Source organism: Streptomyces sp. NPDC039609, assembly GCF_055596705.1.
The window spans coordinates 89,605-103,771 of the sequence record NZ_JBVIUJ010000004.1 but is presented as its reverse complement, the minus strand read 5'-3'; the positions used below and the strand labels follow the sequence as shown (position 1 = coordinate 103,771).

The window sequence follows — 14,167 nt, the reverse complement described above, 5'->3', positions numbered from 1 at the left end:
GTGGGAGTACCACCCGACGACGTTAGGATCGACCGCACGTGAGCACGGACAACAAGGTCCCTTCCCTCACCCTGAACAACGGCGTGGAGATGCCGCAGCTCGGATTCGGTGTCTGGCAGGTGCCGGACGACGAGGCGACGCGCGCGGTGACCACGGCTCTGGAGGCGGGCTACCGCTCCATCGACACCGCCGCGATCTACCAGAACGAGACGGGCACCGGAAAGGCGATCGCCGCGTCCGGCGTCGCTCGCGAGGAGCTTTTCGTCACCACGAAGCTCTGGAACAGCGAGCAGGGCCACGACTCGACCCTGCGGGCCTTCGACGCCTCCCTCGACAAGCTGGGTCTGGACTACGTCGACCTGTACCTGATCCACTGGCCGGTGCCGACGAAGGACGCGTACGTCGACACGTACAGGGCGTTCGAGAAGATCTACGCCGACAGCCGGGCGAAGGCGATCGGTGTCTCCAACTTCCTTCCGGAGCACCTGGAGCGGCTGATCGGCGAGACCTCGATCGTCCCCGCCGTCAACCAGATCGAGCTGCACCCGCACCTCCAGCAGGCGGCGTCGCGCGAGGCCCACGCCGCGCACGGCATCGCCACCGAGGCCTGGTCGCCGCTGGGGCAGGGCAAGGGCCTCCTGGAGGTTCCGGCGATCGTCGCCGTCGCGCAGAAGCACGGCCGCACCCCGGCCCAGGTGGTGCTGCGCTGGCACCTGCAGGTGGGGAACGTGGTGATCCCGAAGTCGGTGACCCCGTCCCGTATCCAGGAGAACATCGACGTGTTCGGCTTCGAGCTGGACGCCGAGGACATGGCCGCGATCGCCGTCCTCGACGAGAACCGGCGTCTCGGGCCGAACCCGGCCGAGTTCAGAGTCGGCGCCTGAGCGCGCGGAGGGCCGGCCCGGTATCGGGCCGGCCCTCTCCCATGCCCCGGTGGTCGACCGCCCCGGTGGCCGGCCACGGACAAGGAGTACGGACAGTGAGCGGTTCGCCCGCACCGGTCGAGGAAGGCCTCTACCGGGTACGGAACGTGGCCAGCGGGCTGCTCCTGGAGGTGTACCAGGGCTCGACCCGCAGCGGCGCGAACGTCCAGCAGGGCAAGGAGAACGGTTCACCCGGCCAGCACTGGCACATCACTGCCGTCCCGAACGGCAGCGGCCTCTACCACCTGGTCAACGCGGCCGGCGGCAAGCGGCTCGACGTGGCGAACGCCTCGACGGAGAACGGCGCCAACGTCCAGCAGTGGAAGGCGAACAACTTCGGCGCGCAGGAGTGGATCATCGAGCAGGACCTCCAGTCGCCCGGGACGGTCGCGCTGGTGAGTTTCATCAGCGGACTGCTCTTGGAGGTCGAGGACGGCTCGATGGACGACGGTGCCAATGTCCGGCAGTGGGAGGACACCGACTCGCCGTCCCAGTGGTGGCGGTTGGAGCCGTTGTCCTGACCCTCGGGGCGCCGCTCAGCCCTTGCGGGCGGTGTGGACGGTCGAGGCCGACAGGTGGAAGAGGTCCGTGCGCCGGTGCAGGGAGAGCGGGTCCGCCGGGTCGAGCAGCCGGTCGAGGGCGGCCGCGTCCTCGGCGTCGACCCGCTCACCGATCGGGTGCCGCAGGCGCGTGAAGTGCGCGACGATCTGCTCGCGTACGACGGCGGGCACGGGGGCCGGGACGTCGGTGAGGAACGAACGGGTGCCGCTGGGCGTGAGGCCGGCGGCCCCGAGCAGCGCCCGCCAGTCGTCCGGCTCGTCCTTGCTGTCCGGCAGTTCGGCCCGCATCTCGGCGAACCAGTCGGCGTGCGCGGCCTCGATCCGGGTCTCCAGGCCGGACCGGCCGAAGCCGATGTTCGCGGGCAGATGACGGGCGTAGAGCCCGCCCTCGACGAGGGCGATCAGGCCTCCGGGCCGCAGCAGGCCGGCGAAGGAGGCGAGGGCGGCCCGCTGGTCACCGATGTGGTGGGTGGAGTTGCCGGCCCAGATCAGGTCGGCGTCGCCCAAGGAGTCGAAGTCCGCCGGGAGTTCGGCGCGCAGGGTGGTGACCCGGCCGGCCAGGCCGCGGGCCTCGGCGCGGCCACGGGCGATCTCCAGGAGCTCCGGGGACGCGTCCACGGCGACCACTTCCGCGGCCGGGAAGGCCTCGGCGAGCAGGGTGGACACGACACCGGGGCCGCTGCCGACGTCGAGGATCCGGCGGACGCCGACGGCCGGGACGAGCTCGCCGAGCCACGCGGCGGCCCGGGTGTAGAGGGGGCTGTGGAGTTCGGCCTGGCGCTCCATGAGCGGTGCCATCGCGGCCCAGTCGAGGTGCGTGCTGTGGTGGTGAGTCATGGTGCCAGCCTGCGTCCGGCACCCGGGAAACGCGAGAAAAGTTGCCGTTCCGGCAACGGATTCAATCCCGTCGGCGGTGCTCCTGCGGGCTGACCCCCCGTACCCTCTTGAAGGAGGCACTGAGCGCGAACGCGCTGCTGTAGCCCACCTGCCGGGCCACGGACTCGATGGTCGCGTCCGTCTCGCGCAGCAGATCGGCGGCGAGCGCGAGGCGCCAGCCGGTGAGGTACGCCATCGGCGGCTCGCCGACGAGCTCGGTGAACCGGCGCGCGAGTCCGGCCCGCGACGCGCCCGCCTCGGCCGCCAGCGAGGCAACGGTCCAGGGGTGGGCCGGGTCGTTCTGGAGCAGCCTCAGGGCAGGGCCGACGACGGGGTCGGCCATGGCGCGGTACCAGGCGGGGGCCTGTGCTCCCGGCCGGGAGAACCAGGCCCGGACCACGGCGATCAGGAGCAGGTCGAGGACCCGGTCGAGAACGACGCTCTGCCCGGGTCGTCGCGGGAGATCTCCTCGTCGAGGAAGGGCATGAGGGGGCAATTCCACACGTCGGCGGGCAGGTGCAGCAGGTCCGGCAGCGCGTCGAGCAGCCGCCGGCTGACCTCGCCGTCCATCTGGTAGGTGCCGACGAGCACGGTGGTGGAGCCGTCGAGGGCGTTGCCCCAGCTCCGTACGCCGAGGTGCATGGCTTCGGCGAGCGGCTCGCCGCTCAGGGTGGTGCAGACGCCGCCGGGGCCGATCACCGCCCGCGGCGGGGCGTCCGGGGCGTCGGCGACGATGTACGGCTCGGGGCCGCGGGCGATGGCGATGTCGCCGGGCCGCAGCAGGACGGGCTCGCTCAGCGCGGGGACGATCCAGGCCTCGCCCTCCGTGACGCACATCAGGCAGAGCGGTGCGCGGTCCTCGATCCGTACCGACCACGGCGACTCCATGATCATCCGGAGCAGGAAGGCCCCTTTGGCCCGCGGTCCGTCGAGGAGTCCGGCGAGAGCGTCCATGAGCGCCAAGCCTAGACGGACGCGTATGGGAGTGAGTCGGTGGAGCATGGGAAGTAGGCCGCGGGCCCGCGAGTCTTGAGGACATGACGACGAACACGAACGACACGCAGACGGTTCTGGTGACGAGCGCGACCGGCAAGACGGGCCGACGGGTGGCGGAGCTCCTCGCGGCCCGCGGCGCGACCGTCCGGGCGGGCTCGCGCTCCGGTACGACCCGCTTCGACTGGGAGGATGTGAGCACCTGGGCTCCGGCGCTGCGGGGCGCGGACGCCGCGTACGTGAACTACTATCCGGACCTCGCCGCGCCGGGCGCGGTGGAGGCGATGCGGACCCTCGGCGAACTGGCCGTGGCGAACGGGGTGCGGCGGTTGACGCTGCTGTCCGGGCGCGGCGAGCCTGCGGCGGTCCAGGCGGAGGAGGGGCTGCGCGAGTCCGGGGCGGAACTGACCGTCGTACGGGCGTCGTTCTTCGCGCAGAACTTCAACGAGGGCGCGATGGCGGAGGGCGTCGCGGCGGGCACCATCGCGTTCCCGGCGGGTGACACGGCCGAGCCGTTCATCCACGCCGACGATCTGGCGGAGGTGATCGTCGAGACCCTGGGCGGCGACGGCCACGCGGGGGCGGTCCATGAGCTGACCGGTCCGCGGCTGCTGACGTTCGCGGAGGCGGCGGCGGCGATCTCCCGCGCCTCGGGCCGTGAGGTCACGTACGTCCCGATGAGCGAGAGCGAATACGCCTCCCTGCTTCAGCGGTTCGGGCTGCCCGAGCCCGACGCGCAGTGGCTCTCGGCGCTCTTCTCGATGCTGCTCGACGGCCACAACGCGTCGGTGACGGACGGGGTGAAGCGGGTCCTTGGCCGCGAGCCGCGCGACTTCACGGCCTTCGCGACGGAGGCGTGGCAGGCGCCGGGGGCGTAGCTCCGTAGTGGGCCGCCATGCGGGCGACGGTCCCGGTGATCCGGGCGCGGAGTTCGGCGGGTTCGAGAACCTCGATCTCCGCGCCGAGGGCGAGGAAGGTGTCGTGGGCGTGGGTGAGGGATTCGATGGGGAGGATGGCGCGGGTCCAGCCGTCCGGCTCCGGGGAGCCGGTCGCGGCGAGGGCCCGGGCGGCTTCGCCCGTGAGGCGTCCAGCGCCGTCCGGGGAGAGCCGGACGAGTGCGTCGCCGCGGTGGAGCCGGGCATGGAAGGCGGCCTGGTGGTCCGTCCAGTACGCGGTCAGCGAGAAGTCCGCAGGGATCTCGAACTCCTCGCCGGTGACGTCGACTTCGAGGATCTGGTCGACCCGGTAGGTGCGCGGCCCGGGACCGGCGACCAGGTACCAGCGGCCGGCCTTGAGGACGAGTCCGTACGGTTCGAGGCGCCGGTCGACGTCGGTGGGTTCCCTCCAGCGGCGGTAGCGGACGGCGAGGACCCGGCCGGCCCGTACGGCCTCGGCGACCTCGGGCAGGAAGGGTGCGTCGGTGTCCTCCGCGTACCAGCCGGGTGCGTCGATGTGGAACCGGGCCCGCAGCCGGTCGACATGCTCGCGCAGCGGCGCCGGCAGGGAGGCCCGCAGCTTGAGCTGGGCGTCCACGAAGTGCTCACCGAGACCGAGTTCGGCCGCGGCCCCGGGAATCCCGGCGAGGAAGAGCGCCTCGGCCTCCGCCGTGTACAGATCGGTCAGCCGGGAGCGGTGGCCGGCGAGCAGCTGGTAGCCGCCGGAGTGGCCCGCGTCGCCGTAGAGCGGCACCCCTGCCGCGTGCAGGGACTCGATGTCGCGGTAGATCGTGCGAACGGACACCTCCAGCTCTTCGGCGAGCTGGGCGGCGGTCATCCGGCCCCGGGTCTGGAGCAGCAGAAGGACGGAGATGAGCCGACTGGACTTCACTGACACAAGATGTCAGTGAAGCCCCTCTACGGTCCAGCCATGACTTCCACAGAGACCCCTCTGCCCACCCCGACGCACGGCTTCTCCTTCCTCGACGGCGACTGGCACGTCCGCAATCGCCGCCTCGCCGACTTCATCGATCCCGACAGCGGTTGGGAGGAGTTCGACGGCCACACCACGGGCCGGCTCTTCTGGGACGGCCGGGCCCATGTCGACGAGATCGTCTTCCCCTCGAAGGGGTTCAGCGGGCTGACGCTGCGGCTGTACGAGCCGGAGACGGACGAGTGGACTTTGAACTGGTCCAACAGCCGGACGGGCCGCCTGGATCCGCCGGTCAGGGGCCGCTGGTCCGAGGACGGCACCGGTGAGTTCCACGGCGTGGACGTCTACGGGGGCAAGGCGGTGCGGGTGCGCTTCCGCTGGTCGGGGATCTCGTCCACCACCGCCCGTTGGGAGCAGGCGTTCGCCCTCGACGACGGGCCGTGGGTGACGAATTGGGTGATGGACTTCAGTCGCGTCTGACGGGCCGCCGGTAGGACACCAGCCGGTATTCGGGGTCGTCACGGGGGCGGTCCTGGTCCGGCAGCGCGGCGAGTTCGGCCATGAGCGCGGCCGTCGTCTCCGGGGAGCCGTCGAACCACGAGGCGAAGTAGCGGCGGCGCAGCTTCTCCACGGTGCCGCGGGGGGTGTTGCCCTGGTCGTGGCCGGTGAAACGGGTGGCGCCGGCCGGTTCGAGGCCGAGCGCGGCGGCGCGGGCCGTGATCCGGTCGGCCCGGTCGGAGCTCTTCTCGTACGAACGGTGAGGGGCGAGGACGGTGTCGATGTCGCTGCCGACGTCGTGGGCGGCGTCCTTGTCGACCGTGGCTATCAGGACGCCGCCGGGCCGCAGCACACGGGCGGCCTCGGCGACGATCGCGTCCGAGAACGGGACCAGGTGCAGCAGCCACACGGCGCTGACCGCGTCGACGGAGGCGTCCGGGAGGGGCAGCCGCCGGGCGTCGGCGAGAACGACGCCGCCCGGTAGGCGCCGCCCTGCCCTGTGGGCCATCCCGGGCGCGGCGTCGGCGCCGTACACGCGCAGGCCCGGCCGGGTGAGCCGCTCGGTGACGAGACCGGTGCCGCAGGCGAGGTCGAGCAGCGTGCGGGCACCGGGCGGGACGAGGCGCAGGACGGCGTCCGCCGCCGCCCGCGCGCGAGGCACACCGCCGCGCGTCTCGTCGTAGCGGTCCGCCTCGGCGTCGTAGTCCAGCAAGGTCTCCCCCATGCCGGAGAGCCTAGTTGGTGGAGGGTCAGCTCGCCCCGTGCCCGGGAGCGATGGTCTCGACCCGGGTGGCCAGCTCGAAGTCCTTCTCCGTGACCGCGGGTCCGGCGGAGTGGGTGTTCACGGACACGGCGACGGTGTTGTAACCCAGCGTCAGATCGGAGTGGTGGTCGAGCTCCTGCTGGATCTGCGCCACGTGGACGACCATCGCGGTGGCCGCGAAGTGGTCGCCGAGACGGTAGGTGCGGGTGATCCGGTCGTCCGTCAGGGACCAGCCGGGGAGCTCTCGCAGGCGGTCCTCGATCTCCTTCTGCGACAGCGGCTCTGTGGGCATGTCCGTACTCCCTCCGGTCGGGGTTGCTGACCGTGACGATACGGTCCCGGGGACTCGATACCCGGGCCGACACCTGGGATACCGTCGGGGCATGACAACAGTCGCGACGGACCGGGGAGTGGGACCGCTGCTGCGCGGCTGGCGCGAACAGCGGCGGCTGAGCCAGTTGGAGCTGGCGCTGCGTGCCGATTCCTCGGCCCGGCACATCTCCTTCATCGAGACGGGTCGCGCCCGGCCGAGCGAGGAGATGATCCTGCGCCTCTCCGAGCACCTGGACGTGCCGGTCAGGGAGCGCAACGCGCTGCTGCTCGCGGCCGGGTACGCCCCGCGGTACCAGGAGTCGACGCTCGACGACCCGCGTCTGGAAACCCTGCGGGAAGGCATCGAACAGCTGCTGCGCGGGTACGACCCGTATCCGGCGCTCGTCGTGGACGGCGCGTACACGGTGGTGGCGGCGAACGAGAGCATCGGCGTGCTGCTGTCCGGCGTGGCGGAGCATCTGCTCACCCCGCCGCTGAACGCGATGCGGATCACGCTGCATCCGGAGGGGCTCGCGCCGCGGATCAGGAACCTGCGGGAGTGGCGGGGCCATCTGCTGGCCCAGATGGAGCGGCAGATCGCGCTGTCCCGCTCGGAGCCGCTGCGGAGGCTGTACGAGGAGGTGGTGGCGTACCCGCTGCCGTCGGGCACCGCGGCCCCCGACGACCGGGAGGACCCGGAGTCGTACCCGTACTTCGCGCTGCCGCTGCGGATCGAACACGACGGGCGGGTCCTGTCGTTCGTGTCGTCGATCTCGACCTTCAACACCCCGATGGATGTGACGGTCGCCGAGCTGGCCATCGAGACGCTGCTCCCGGCCGACCCGGCGACGGTCTCGTACCTGCGGTCGCTCAGGGGGTAGTGGCGCGCAGTGCCGACCACTGGAGTCCGGCGAACGCGGCGACGACGGCGGCCTGCATCGGGACCCAGACCAGCCCGGCGGTGGAGGGCTCCAGCCAGGCGACGAGGGCGACGACGCTCAGGACGGCCCAGAGGGCGTTGATGTCGATCACGAGCTTGACGCCGAGGGCGGGCGGCTGTGTGCGGCCCGCGAGCCAGGCGACGCCCACCGCGTACAGGGTGAGGAGGAGGCCGAGTTCGAGCAGCAGCGCGGAGTCGAGGCCGAGCAGCTCGCCCAGCGGCCCGGAGGCGGCGAGGTAGGCGAGTCCGTTGCCGCCGGTGACGACGGCGTCGAGCGCGAGGAACCGGCGCACCATCGACTGCGGCTGGGTGGTGCGGGAGAGACCGGCGAGCAGGGCCTGGGACATGACGGATCACCCTCCGTGGGGATGGGTCTGCGGGTAGGTGGGACCGGAACTCGGCCGGAGTGCGCCGCCCGAGTCCCGGTGAACACCACGATGCCGCCGCGCTCGGCGCGGGTCGATTACGTGGGAGGTAATGGGGGGCGGCTCGGGGCTTTGGCCGGGAGCCCGGTCGCCCCTGCGCCGGGGGGCCACGATGTCCGCCGAAGTTCGCCTTCGTCCGCTGGACGTCGCCGTAGGTGGCTCCCTGTTCGATGCGCTGTCTCATGACGTCGTCGGCAAGGTCTCCGTACCGCGGAACGACGACCGCCGGCGGCCGGTTCATGGCGGACGTGCCGGGTGTCCAGGTATCCGACGGGTGCTCACCGGGGGTGGTCTGGGCCGTCCTCGGACTCCGGGTGGTAGCGCAGGGTCGGGCCGGGCCGGTAGCGCCCCAGGAAGGACGGGCGGTGCGGGCCTTCGACGCAGCTCAGGAGGAACTCGGTGAAGGGGCCGGGGGCCTCGTGCCACTCCCCTTCCTGCGTCTCGACCACCATGCGCCAGTGGTCGGGGTCCTCCACCGGTCCGCGTTGTCGGCAGCGGTGGCGAAACCCGTCGTCGCGCAAGTCACCGTGAATCTACCCGGCGATGTCAGCGCCTGCCCCTGCCGTCGGAGTTGAGCATCTCAATTGGTTCGCGTGCCTGGGCGAGGGAGAGCTCGGGTGCTGCTCGGTCTGAGTTCCATTGCTTGACCGTGATGTGAGACTTGCAGCATGGACATGGGGCGCGAGTCGCGGTGGGAGAAGGACGCAATGACGGTGGAGATCGTTTTCGCTCTGGTGACTGCTGTTGCTCTGGCTGCGGCGGTCTTTGCCATCGCTCTGGCTCCCGCACTGGCTCTTGGCATCTCTGGTCCAGCGGGAAAGGGCACATTGACGGGGGGTGCGCTGCTCGGAGCGGCGGCCGGAGTGTGGCGTTTGGTGCGGGTACTGCGTCGCTTCGACGCCCAGCGCCGTAAGGGTCGCTGACTGCGGGCCTCCTTCTTGGGGTCGACAGCCTGCCGAGGGGATTGTTGTGCGGCTAGTGCCGGATGAGTTGAGGGACTCGCTCAAGACCCCCGCATTGTCACGCGGAGGCTCTCCCGCGCCGCACCGACAACCTGTCCCCTGGGCCTAGGCCTGGAAGCTGTTCGGCGGCTCCCTGTTTGGCCCCTGCCCGTCGGTCACGATCCCCACGGGCTTCACATGCTGGGACGATGCCGCCAGGAGCAGGGTGTCGGTGCGAGGCAATGCCGAGGCTTCCCGGCCGTCAGTGCCCCGTGACAGGGCAGTACGGCCGGCCCCCGCTTCACCGTCGCCGGAAGCGGGGGAGCCGCGTGGTCAGCCGACGGTGCGATCCGGGTCGGCGGTGTTCGCTTCTTCGGCGAACGTGCCGCAGTCGGTGGAGCGGTTGAGCAGGGTGAAGTCCTTGTCCCCGACGGTGAAACGGCTTGTGGCGTCGTGCCCGGCGCCACCCGTGCGCCTCATGCAGGCGTTTCGCAGACCGAGTACCAGGTCACGTCGAGGGGGACAGGGAAGTTGTTCGTCACGCTGGTGGTCCAGCCGTTGGCGTCCGCATTGGGATACGACTGGCCGATCACCGTCGCTGTAGTGCCCGACTGTGCGCCGCCCGAGACGGGCTCCAGCCCCTCCGGGCATACCGGAGTACGAGTGAGGCCGCCGCCCACGTCAATGCCTTCGGTCAGGGTGACCACCTCGCGCTCACCCGCCGAACCGGCCGGGCCCGTGTCGCCAGTTGCACCTGTGGCACCGGCAGGGCCCGTCGCGCCTGGCGTACCCGGGTCTCCCTGCGGGCCTGTCGGCCCGGTCGCACCCGTGGGCCCAGTGGCTCCGGCCGGACCGGTCGGTCCCGCAGGCCCGGTAGGACCGACAGCGTGGCCCCAGTCCTCGCACGCGTCGTGCCAGTGCTCCCTGCAGTCCTTGGGTTCCGGGCCCGCCTGGCTCACCGAGGCCGCCGACTGGTGGGCAGCGGTCGCCGTCGCAGGGCTGCTGAAGCCCAGCATCACGAGAACCAGCGATGCCATCGCGCCGCCGGCAGCCCACTTCCCTCTCCTGGGGAGGGGACCGAGCGTCGTCCTGTGCCCGCGATCAGAAATCATGTGTGCTCCTTGAGGAACCAGAAGCGTGTGCTTCCGGAACGATCTTCAATTCCCCTTGCGGCATCGACCCGCAGATCATCGGACTTGAGAGAAGCGCGGCAGGATCAACCTACTGGCGTATCAGAAGGCCGCATCGTACGAACCTCCCGCGCTGCCGCCAGGGGCGCCCGACGGCAACAGGCAGCACGATCACCGGTCGGGCAGGTCGTCAGAGGTGCCCAATCCCGGAGATCGCTTCGCCGCCGTCGGGGCGTGGGTATTGTTCGCGCCGTGGCGGCGGGGGCCGCACCGAGGACGCGGGGAGTTCACATGGCACGGCGCAAGGACCGGGCGCGGATGGTCGCGGCCGGGGACGACCATCGGGTGACACCCGCGGAACTCTTCTTCGACCTGGTGTTCGTCTACGCGATCACTCAGGTCACGGCGCTGATGGCCGCCGATCCGTCGGCGATGCGGGTGGTCGGCGCGATGATCGTACTCGCGCTGCTGTGGTGGTGCTGGTGCTGCTTCGCCTGGCTGGGCAATGTCGTACGGGCCGACTCCGGCGCCCTGTTCGCGGTGCTCGTCGTCGTGATGGCCGTCGTCTTCATCGTGTCGCTCGTGGTGCCCGAGGTGTTCGCGGACGCACCCGGCGGGCTCTCGGCCCCGCTCCTCTTCGTGCTCTGTTACGGCGCCGTGCGCACGCTCCATCTGGTCTCGTACTGGATCTCCAGCCCCGACGACACCGCCCTGCGGGCCACCCTGCGCCGCACGGCGCTGCTGTCCGTGGCGCCGCCGCTGGTGCTGCTGCTGATCGGCTCCGCGTACACGGGCAAGGTCCAACTCCTGCTGTGGCTGGGCGCGGTGGTCATCGACTACGGCGGGATCTACGTCACGGGAGCCTCCGGCTGGCGGGTCCAGTCCCCCGGGCACTTCTCCGAGCGGCACGGGCTGATCGTCATCATCGCGCTCGGCGAGTCGATCGTGGCGATGGGCGTGGGAGTGTCCGGGTTCCCGATCACGGTCGCGGTCCTGGGCGCCGCCGCGGCCGGGCTGCTGCTCTCGGCCGCGCTCTGGGCGCTGTACTTCCGGCGGCTCGCGGAGGGGGCCGAGCATCGGCTGGAGGCGCTGGAGGGCGACGAGCGGACCCGGTTCGCCCGGGACGTGTACACCTTCCTGCACCTTCCGCTGGTCGCGGGTGTGGTGCTGTGCGCGCTCGGGATGAAGAAGGTCCTGCAACAGGTCGCGGACACCGGCCACTACGGACTCTCCGAGCCGCTGCACGGCGTCGTGGCCTGGTCGCTGACGGGCGGCGTCGGCGTCTTCCTGCTCGGCGGCGCCGCGATCGTGATGCGCACCTCCGGCCGCCGGCCGACGGTCCTCGCCGTGGGCGGGGTGTGCGCGTTGGCGGCCGGCGCTCTCGTCGGTCTGGTCCCGGCCCTGGTGGCACTGGTCCTCCTCGCCGCCGGTCTGACGACGCTGGTCACCCTGCACGGCAGGGGCACCGCGGGGAAGAGCCTCCAGGAAGCCGGCTGAAGGCGGGGCGGATCAGCTCTCCGGCCCCCGGACTCAGTACGCGGCTCTGCGGTGCTGGATGAAGGTGCGCAGCCGGGTGGTGTCCGCGGCCGTCCAGCCCTCGGGCGGGGCGATCGCCGCCCATCCGTCGACGGCGCCCGCGCCGTAGCGGTGGCCGTGCGGGGCCTGCACCCCGTACGAGACGGCCATGTCGATCGAGGTCTGCCAGAAGGCGACGAAGGGGAACCAGTCGATCTCGGGCGTGATGTCCGGGCCGAGCGGGTGGTCGAGCCACTCGGGACGCTCCAGGAGGAGCTCCGGCGACCACCAGACGATCGGGTCCGAGGCGTTCTGCAGATAGACCGCGCGGGGCCACTCCCAGCGGGCGGGGGGCCGGGCGAGGTCAGCCCGCGGGAACTGCGCGAACCGCACCTGCGCACCGCCCTCGTACTGCGGGCGCCACACCGGGCTGCCCGGGTCGCGGTCGCGGCGGATCTCCTGGGACGTCGGGGAGAAGTTGGGGGTACCGAGGAGCAGTGCCCCGTCGGTCCGGGCGAGCAGGTCGTCGGGGCCGTCGAAGGAGGCCTCGACGGCGTAGGCGCCGAGACTCTCGCCGGTCACGAGGAGCTTGGGCCGGGCCTCGGCGGGAAGCGCGTCGAGGCGGGCGCGCACCGCCCGGACGAGTTCCCGGGTGGCCTGGCCCGCCTTCTCCTTGTCGACGAGGAAGGAGACCCAGCTGGGCAGGTACGAGTACTGGACGGCGACGATCGCGGTATCGCCGCCGTACATGTACTCCAGCGGCTCGGCGACGTTCGGGTTCACCCAGCCGGTGCCGGTGGTGCCGGCGATGACGAGCACCCGGCGGTCGAAGGCGCCGGTGCGTTCCAGCTCGCGTACGGCGAGTGAGGCCTGTGCCCTGAAGGGGCTCTCGTCCTCGAAGGCGGCGGGCACCGCGGAGGGGATGTAGACGCGGACCGGGTCGAGGGCGGGGCGCCCGCTCCAGGCGGTGATCCGGTCGCGGGTCGGTACGGCACCGGTGAAGTTGCGGCCCTGGTTGCCGAGGTTCTGCCAGCGGAGCAGGGAGCCCGGGCCGCCGGAGACGTACCGCGAGACGGGTGGGTGGATGCCGTCCTTCGTGCCGCCGTTGGTGGCCTCGGCGATCCGGTCGGCGACGTCGATGATCCCCCGGTCGAAGACCACGTCCCGGACGCCGACGAGCACGACGAGGGTGGAGAGCACCGCCCCCACCGCGAAGGCGACGGGCTTGGGCAGGAGCCGGCCCAGCAGCCGGATCAGCTTGGCGGAGCCGAGGCGGACGGCGCGGGCGACGAGGAGGAGCGCGAGCCAGAGCCCGATCGCCATCAGCGCGATCACCGGGGTGTGCCAGGTGACGGCGGGCGGCAGACCTTGCAGGACCCGGAGCTGACGCTGCGTCTGGGCGCTCTCGGAGATCAGCCAGATCGAGGCGACGGGGGCGACAACCCAGTACACCTGCCAGCACCTGCTCCGCGCACGCTGCCCCGGGCGCCGAGGTACGAGCGCCCGGAACAGCCAGGCGAGGACGGAGCCGAGTGCGTAGCCGATGGCGGCGGTGATGCCGCCGACGAGCCCCTGGAGGTACCAAGGGCGTGGGACGAGCGAGGGCGTGAGGGAGGACCAGAAGAAGAACGTGGCGACGCAGAGCGCGGTGAGATCGGGCCAGCGGCGGATCAGGTACGAGGGGTCGGGGCGGTCCCAGTAGGGGTGTTGGGCGACGGCGAGGAGCGGTATGCCGAACGGCTTCAGCCGGTCGGCGGGGCCGGCGGGCCGATCGGGGGCGGTGTGCCGGTCGGCCGAGATCATCGGATGATCCTCGTCCACGGCGCACCGCTCCGCAACTCCGCCCGCCGGCCCGGTCCTAGTGGGCGGGACGCTCCTCGCGGGCGGGTTCCGACCCGCGGGCCGGGGTGCGTTCCGGTTCGGCGGCCGCGCCGCGTGCGTTGCGGGCGGCCTCGGCACGCAGCAGGGCGCGGAGGACGGCGAAGGGGTCGACGGGCATGGCGAAGCTCCTTGCGGTGGGGGGGTGAGGGGCTGCGAGAGGTACGGGCCTCTCAGCAGCGCATCACCACACATCGCAGGGCGTCGTCGCGCGGGCTCGGTGCGGGTACGGGTGTGGGTGCCCCGACGGCGATGCCGGAACCCGTCGGTCCGCGACGCCGACCGATGTCGCGGGGTGCGGCTCCGTGGCGCGAGCGGTTCCGGGAGGCCGGGGCGGCGGCCTCGGCCTCGCCCGCCTCGTGGGTCTCCGCGCCGGGGTCGGCCGCGCCGGAAGCGGCGGGCAGCATCTCGGTGGCTCCGGGGCCTCCGCCGCCGTACGCCCCGAAGAGGGCGGCCAGCACGAGCAGCACCGGAACCACGACCCGCCCCAGGGCTGCTGCTCCGGAGCTCCGTCGCCTGCGGGTGGTGGGCCCGGCCGAGGCGT

At 71.8% G+C, this 14,167-nt stretch carries 18 protein-coding genes and 1 pseudogene; 7 read left to right on the top strand and 12 right to left on the bottom strand.

Annotated elements, in window-relative coordinates; genetic code table 11:
- The first annotated feature begins 89 nt into the window (after positions 1–89).
- Both ACZ561_RS12705 and ACZ561_RS12700 read left to right on the top strand, forming a co-directional pair.
- Complete coding sequence (locus tag ACZ561_RS12705) at positions 90–884, top strand: aldo/keto reductase (protein ID WP_470994415.1); 795 nt, start codon at positions 90–92, stop codon at positions 882–884.
- Between the two features lie 95 nt (positions 885–979).
- Positions 980–1,444, top strand: coding sequence for an RICIN domain-containing protein (locus ACZ561_RS12700; RefSeq protein WP_470993227.1), 465 nt, complete (start codon positions 980–982; stop codon positions 1,442–1,444).
- Positions 1,445–1,459: 15 nt separating this feature from the next.
- Here the strand turns inward: ACZ561_RS12700 and ACZ561_RS12695 are convergent, their stop codons facing one another.
- Positions 1,460–2,320, bottom strand: a complete 861-nt coding sequence (locus ACZ561_RS12695; RefSeq protein ID WP_470993225.1) for a class I SAM-dependent methyltransferase — start codon at positions 2,318–2,320, stop codon at positions 1,460–1,462.
- Between the two features lie 61 nt (positions 2,321–2,381).
- Positions 2,382–3,313 (bottom strand): annotated as a pseudogene (locus ACZ561_RS12690) (AraC family transcriptional regulator).
- Positions 3,314–3,396: 83 nt separating this feature from the next.
- Between ACZ561_RS12690 and ACZ561_RS12685 the strand changes: the two are divergent.
- On the top strand, positions 3,397–4,230 hold the full coding sequence (locus tag ACZ561_RS12685) for an NmrA family NAD(P)-binding protein (protein WP_470993222.1): 834 nt from the start codon (positions 3,397–3,399) through the stop codon (positions 4,228–4,230).
- Here the strand turns inward: ACZ561_RS12685 and ACZ561_RS12680 are convergent.
- Positions 4,187–5,179 carry a helix-turn-helix transcriptional regulator gene (locus tag ACZ561_RS12680; RefSeq protein ID WP_470993219.1) on the bottom strand — a complete coding sequence of 331 codons (993 nt, stop codon included), beginning with the start codon at positions 5,177–5,179 and terminating at the stop codon, positions 4,187–4,189. The two genes, ACZ561_RS12685 and ACZ561_RS12680, sit on opposite strands and share 44 nt — an antisense overlap.
- A 39-nt stretch (positions 5,180–5,218) precedes the next feature.
- On the opposite strand from ACZ561_RS12680, the gene ACZ561_RS12675 reads away from it, so the two are divergent.
- The gene (locus tag ACZ561_RS12675) at positions 5,219–5,701 is read left to right on the top strand and encodes a hypothetical protein (RefSeq protein ID WP_470993216.1); all 483 of its coding nucleotides are present in this window, start codon (positions 5,219–5,221) and stop codon (positions 5,699–5,701) included.
- Here the strand turns inward: ACZ561_RS12675 and ACZ561_RS12670 are convergent.
- A complete protein-coding gene (locus ACZ561_RS12670; RefSeq protein WP_470994412.1) occupies positions 5,688–6,431 on the bottom strand; it encodes a class I SAM-dependent methyltransferase in 744 nt (247 codons plus the stop codon). The genes ACZ561_RS12675 and ACZ561_RS12670 overlap by 14 nt on opposite strands.
- Positions 6,432–6,468: 37 nt before the next feature.
- The gene (locus ACZ561_RS12665) at positions 6,469–6,774 is read right to left on the bottom strand and encodes a 4a-hydroxytetrahydrobiopterin dehydratase (protein ID WP_385146622.1); all 306 of its coding nucleotides are present in this window, start codon (positions 6,772–6,774) and stop codon (positions 6,469–6,471) included.
- Between the two features lie 91 nt (positions 6,775–6,865).
- On the opposite strand from ACZ561_RS12665, the gene ACZ561_RS12660 reads away from it, so the two are divergent.
- Positions 6,866–7,675, top strand: coding sequence for a helix-turn-helix domain-containing protein (locus tag ACZ561_RS12660; RefSeq protein ID WP_470993213.1), 810 nt, complete (start codon positions 6,866–6,868; stop codon positions 7,673–7,675).
- Here the strand turns inward: ACZ561_RS12660 and ACZ561_RS12655 are convergent.
- Positions 7,665–8,081 carry a hypothetical protein gene (locus tag ACZ561_RS12655; protein WP_470993209.1) on the bottom strand — a complete coding sequence of 139 codons (417 nt, stop codon included), beginning with the start codon at positions 8,079–8,081 and terminating at the stop codon, positions 7,665–7,667. The two genes, ACZ561_RS12660 and ACZ561_RS12655, sit on opposite strands and share 11 nt — an antisense overlap.
- Before the next feature lie 356 nt (positions 8,082–8,437).
- Positions 8,438–8,635 (bottom strand): hypothetical protein, encoded by a 198-nt coding sequence (locus tag ACZ561_RS12650; RefSeq protein ID WP_470993206.1) that lies wholly within the window; start codon positions 8,633–8,635, stop codon positions 8,438–8,440.
- A 192-nt stretch (positions 8,636–8,827) separates the two neighbouring features.
- Between ACZ561_RS12650 and ACZ561_RS12645 the strand changes: the two genes are divergently transcribed.
- Complete coding sequence (locus ACZ561_RS12645) at positions 8,828–9,082, top strand: DUF6332 family protein (RefSeq protein WP_376430602.1); 255 nt, start codon at positions 8,828–8,830, stop codon at positions 9,080–9,082.
- Between the two features lie 351 nt (positions 9,083–9,433).
- Here the strand turns inward: ACZ561_RS12645 and ACZ561_RS12640 are convergent, their stop codons facing one another.
- Together ACZ561_RS12640 and ACZ561_RS12635 are read right to left on the bottom strand one after the other, a co-directional pair.
- Positions 9,434–9,580 carry a hypothetical protein gene (locus tag ACZ561_RS12640; RefSeq protein WP_470993203.1) on the bottom strand — a complete coding sequence of 49 codons (147 nt, stop codon included), beginning with the start codon at positions 9,578–9,580 and terminating at the stop codon, positions 9,434–9,436.
- The gene (locus ACZ561_RS12635) at positions 9,577–9,807 is read right to left on the bottom strand and encodes a hypothetical protein (RefSeq protein ID WP_470993200.1); all 231 of its coding nucleotides are present in this window, start codon (positions 9,805–9,807) and stop codon (positions 9,577–9,579) included. The genes ACZ561_RS12640 and ACZ561_RS12635 overlap by 4 nt, the downstream gene beginning before the upstream one ends.
- 714 nt (positions 9,808–10,521) lie before the next feature.
- On the opposite strand from ACZ561_RS12635, the gene ACZ561_RS12630 reads away from it, so the two are divergent.
- A complete protein-coding gene (locus ACZ561_RS12630) occupies positions 10,522–11,727 on the top strand; it encodes a low temperature requirement protein A (RefSeq protein ID WP_470993197.1) in 1,206 nt (401 codons plus the stop codon).
- Between the two features lie 33 nt (positions 11,728–11,760).
- Here the strand turns inward: ACZ561_RS12630 and ACZ561_RS12625 are convergent, their stop codons facing one another.
- From ACZ561_RS12625 to ACZ561_RS12615, 3 genes are read right to left on the bottom strand one after another with little or no spacing between them, the layout of a single operon-like run.
- On the bottom strand, positions 11,761–13,566 hold the full coding sequence (locus ACZ561_RS12625) for an alpha/beta hydrolase (RefSeq protein WP_470993195.1): 1,806 nt from the start codon (positions 13,564–13,566) through the stop codon (positions 11,761–11,763).
- Positions 13,567–13,603: 37 nt separating this feature from the next.
- Positions 13,604–13,744 carry a hypothetical protein gene (locus ACZ561_RS12620; protein ID WP_470993192.1) on the bottom strand — a complete coding sequence of 47 codons (141 nt, stop codon included), beginning with the start codon at positions 13,742–13,744 and terminating at the stop codon, positions 13,604–13,606.
- A gap of 52 nt (positions 13,745–13,796) precedes the next feature.
- Complete coding sequence (locus ACZ561_RS12615) at positions 13,797–14,102, bottom strand: hypothetical protein (RefSeq protein ID WP_470993189.1); 306 nt, start codon at positions 14,100–14,102, stop codon at positions 13,797–13,799.
- Positions 14,103–14,167: the final 65 nt, after the last annotated feature.

Bases quoted from the DNA above. Each gene is read 5' to 3' on its own strand.
- ACZ561_RS12705 (WP_470994415.1), top strand. From the start codon at position 90: ATGCCGCAGCTCGGATTCGGTGTCTGGCAGGTGCCGGACGACGAGGCG.
- ACZ561_RS12695 (WP_470993225.1), bottom strand. From the start codon at position 2,320: ATGACTCACCACCACAGCACGCACCTCGACTGGGCCGCGATGGCACCG.
- ACZ561_RS12685 (WP_470993222.1), top strand. From the start codon at position 3,397: ATGACGACGAACACGAACGACACGCAGACGGTTCTGGTGACGAGCGCG.
- ACZ561_RS12675 (WP_470993216.1), top strand. From the start codon at position 5,219: ATGACTTCCACAGAGACCCCTCTGCCCACCCCGACGCACGGCTTCTCC.
- ACZ561_RS12665 (WP_385146622.1), bottom strand. From the start codon at position 6,774: ATGCCCACAGAGCCGCTGTCGCAGAAGGAGATCGAGGACCGCCTGCGA.
- ACZ561_RS12660 (WP_470993213.1), top strand. From the start codon at position 6,866: ATGACAACAGTCGCGACGGACCGGGGAGTGGGACCGCTGCTGCGCGGC.
- ACZ561_RS12655 (WP_470993209.1), bottom strand. From the start codon at position 8,081: ATGTCCCAGGCCCTGCTCGCCGGTCTCTCCCGCACCACCCAGCCGCAG.
- ACZ561_RS12645 (WP_376430602.1), top strand. From the start codon at position 8,828: ATGGACATGGGGCGCGAGTCGCGGTGGGAGAAGGACGCAATGACGGTG.
- ACZ561_RS12640 (WP_470993203.1), bottom strand. From the start codon at position 9,580: ATGAGGCGCACGGGTGGCGCCGGGCACGACGCCACAAGCCGTTTCACC.
- ACZ561_RS12630 (WP_470993197.1), top strand. From the start codon at position 10,522: ATGGCACGGCGCAAGGACCGGGCGCGGATGGTCGCGGCCGGGGACGAC.
- ACZ561_RS12620 (WP_470993192.1), bottom strand. From the start codon at position 13,744: ATGCCCGTCGACCCCTTCGCCGTCCTCCGCGCCCTGCTGCGTGCCGAG.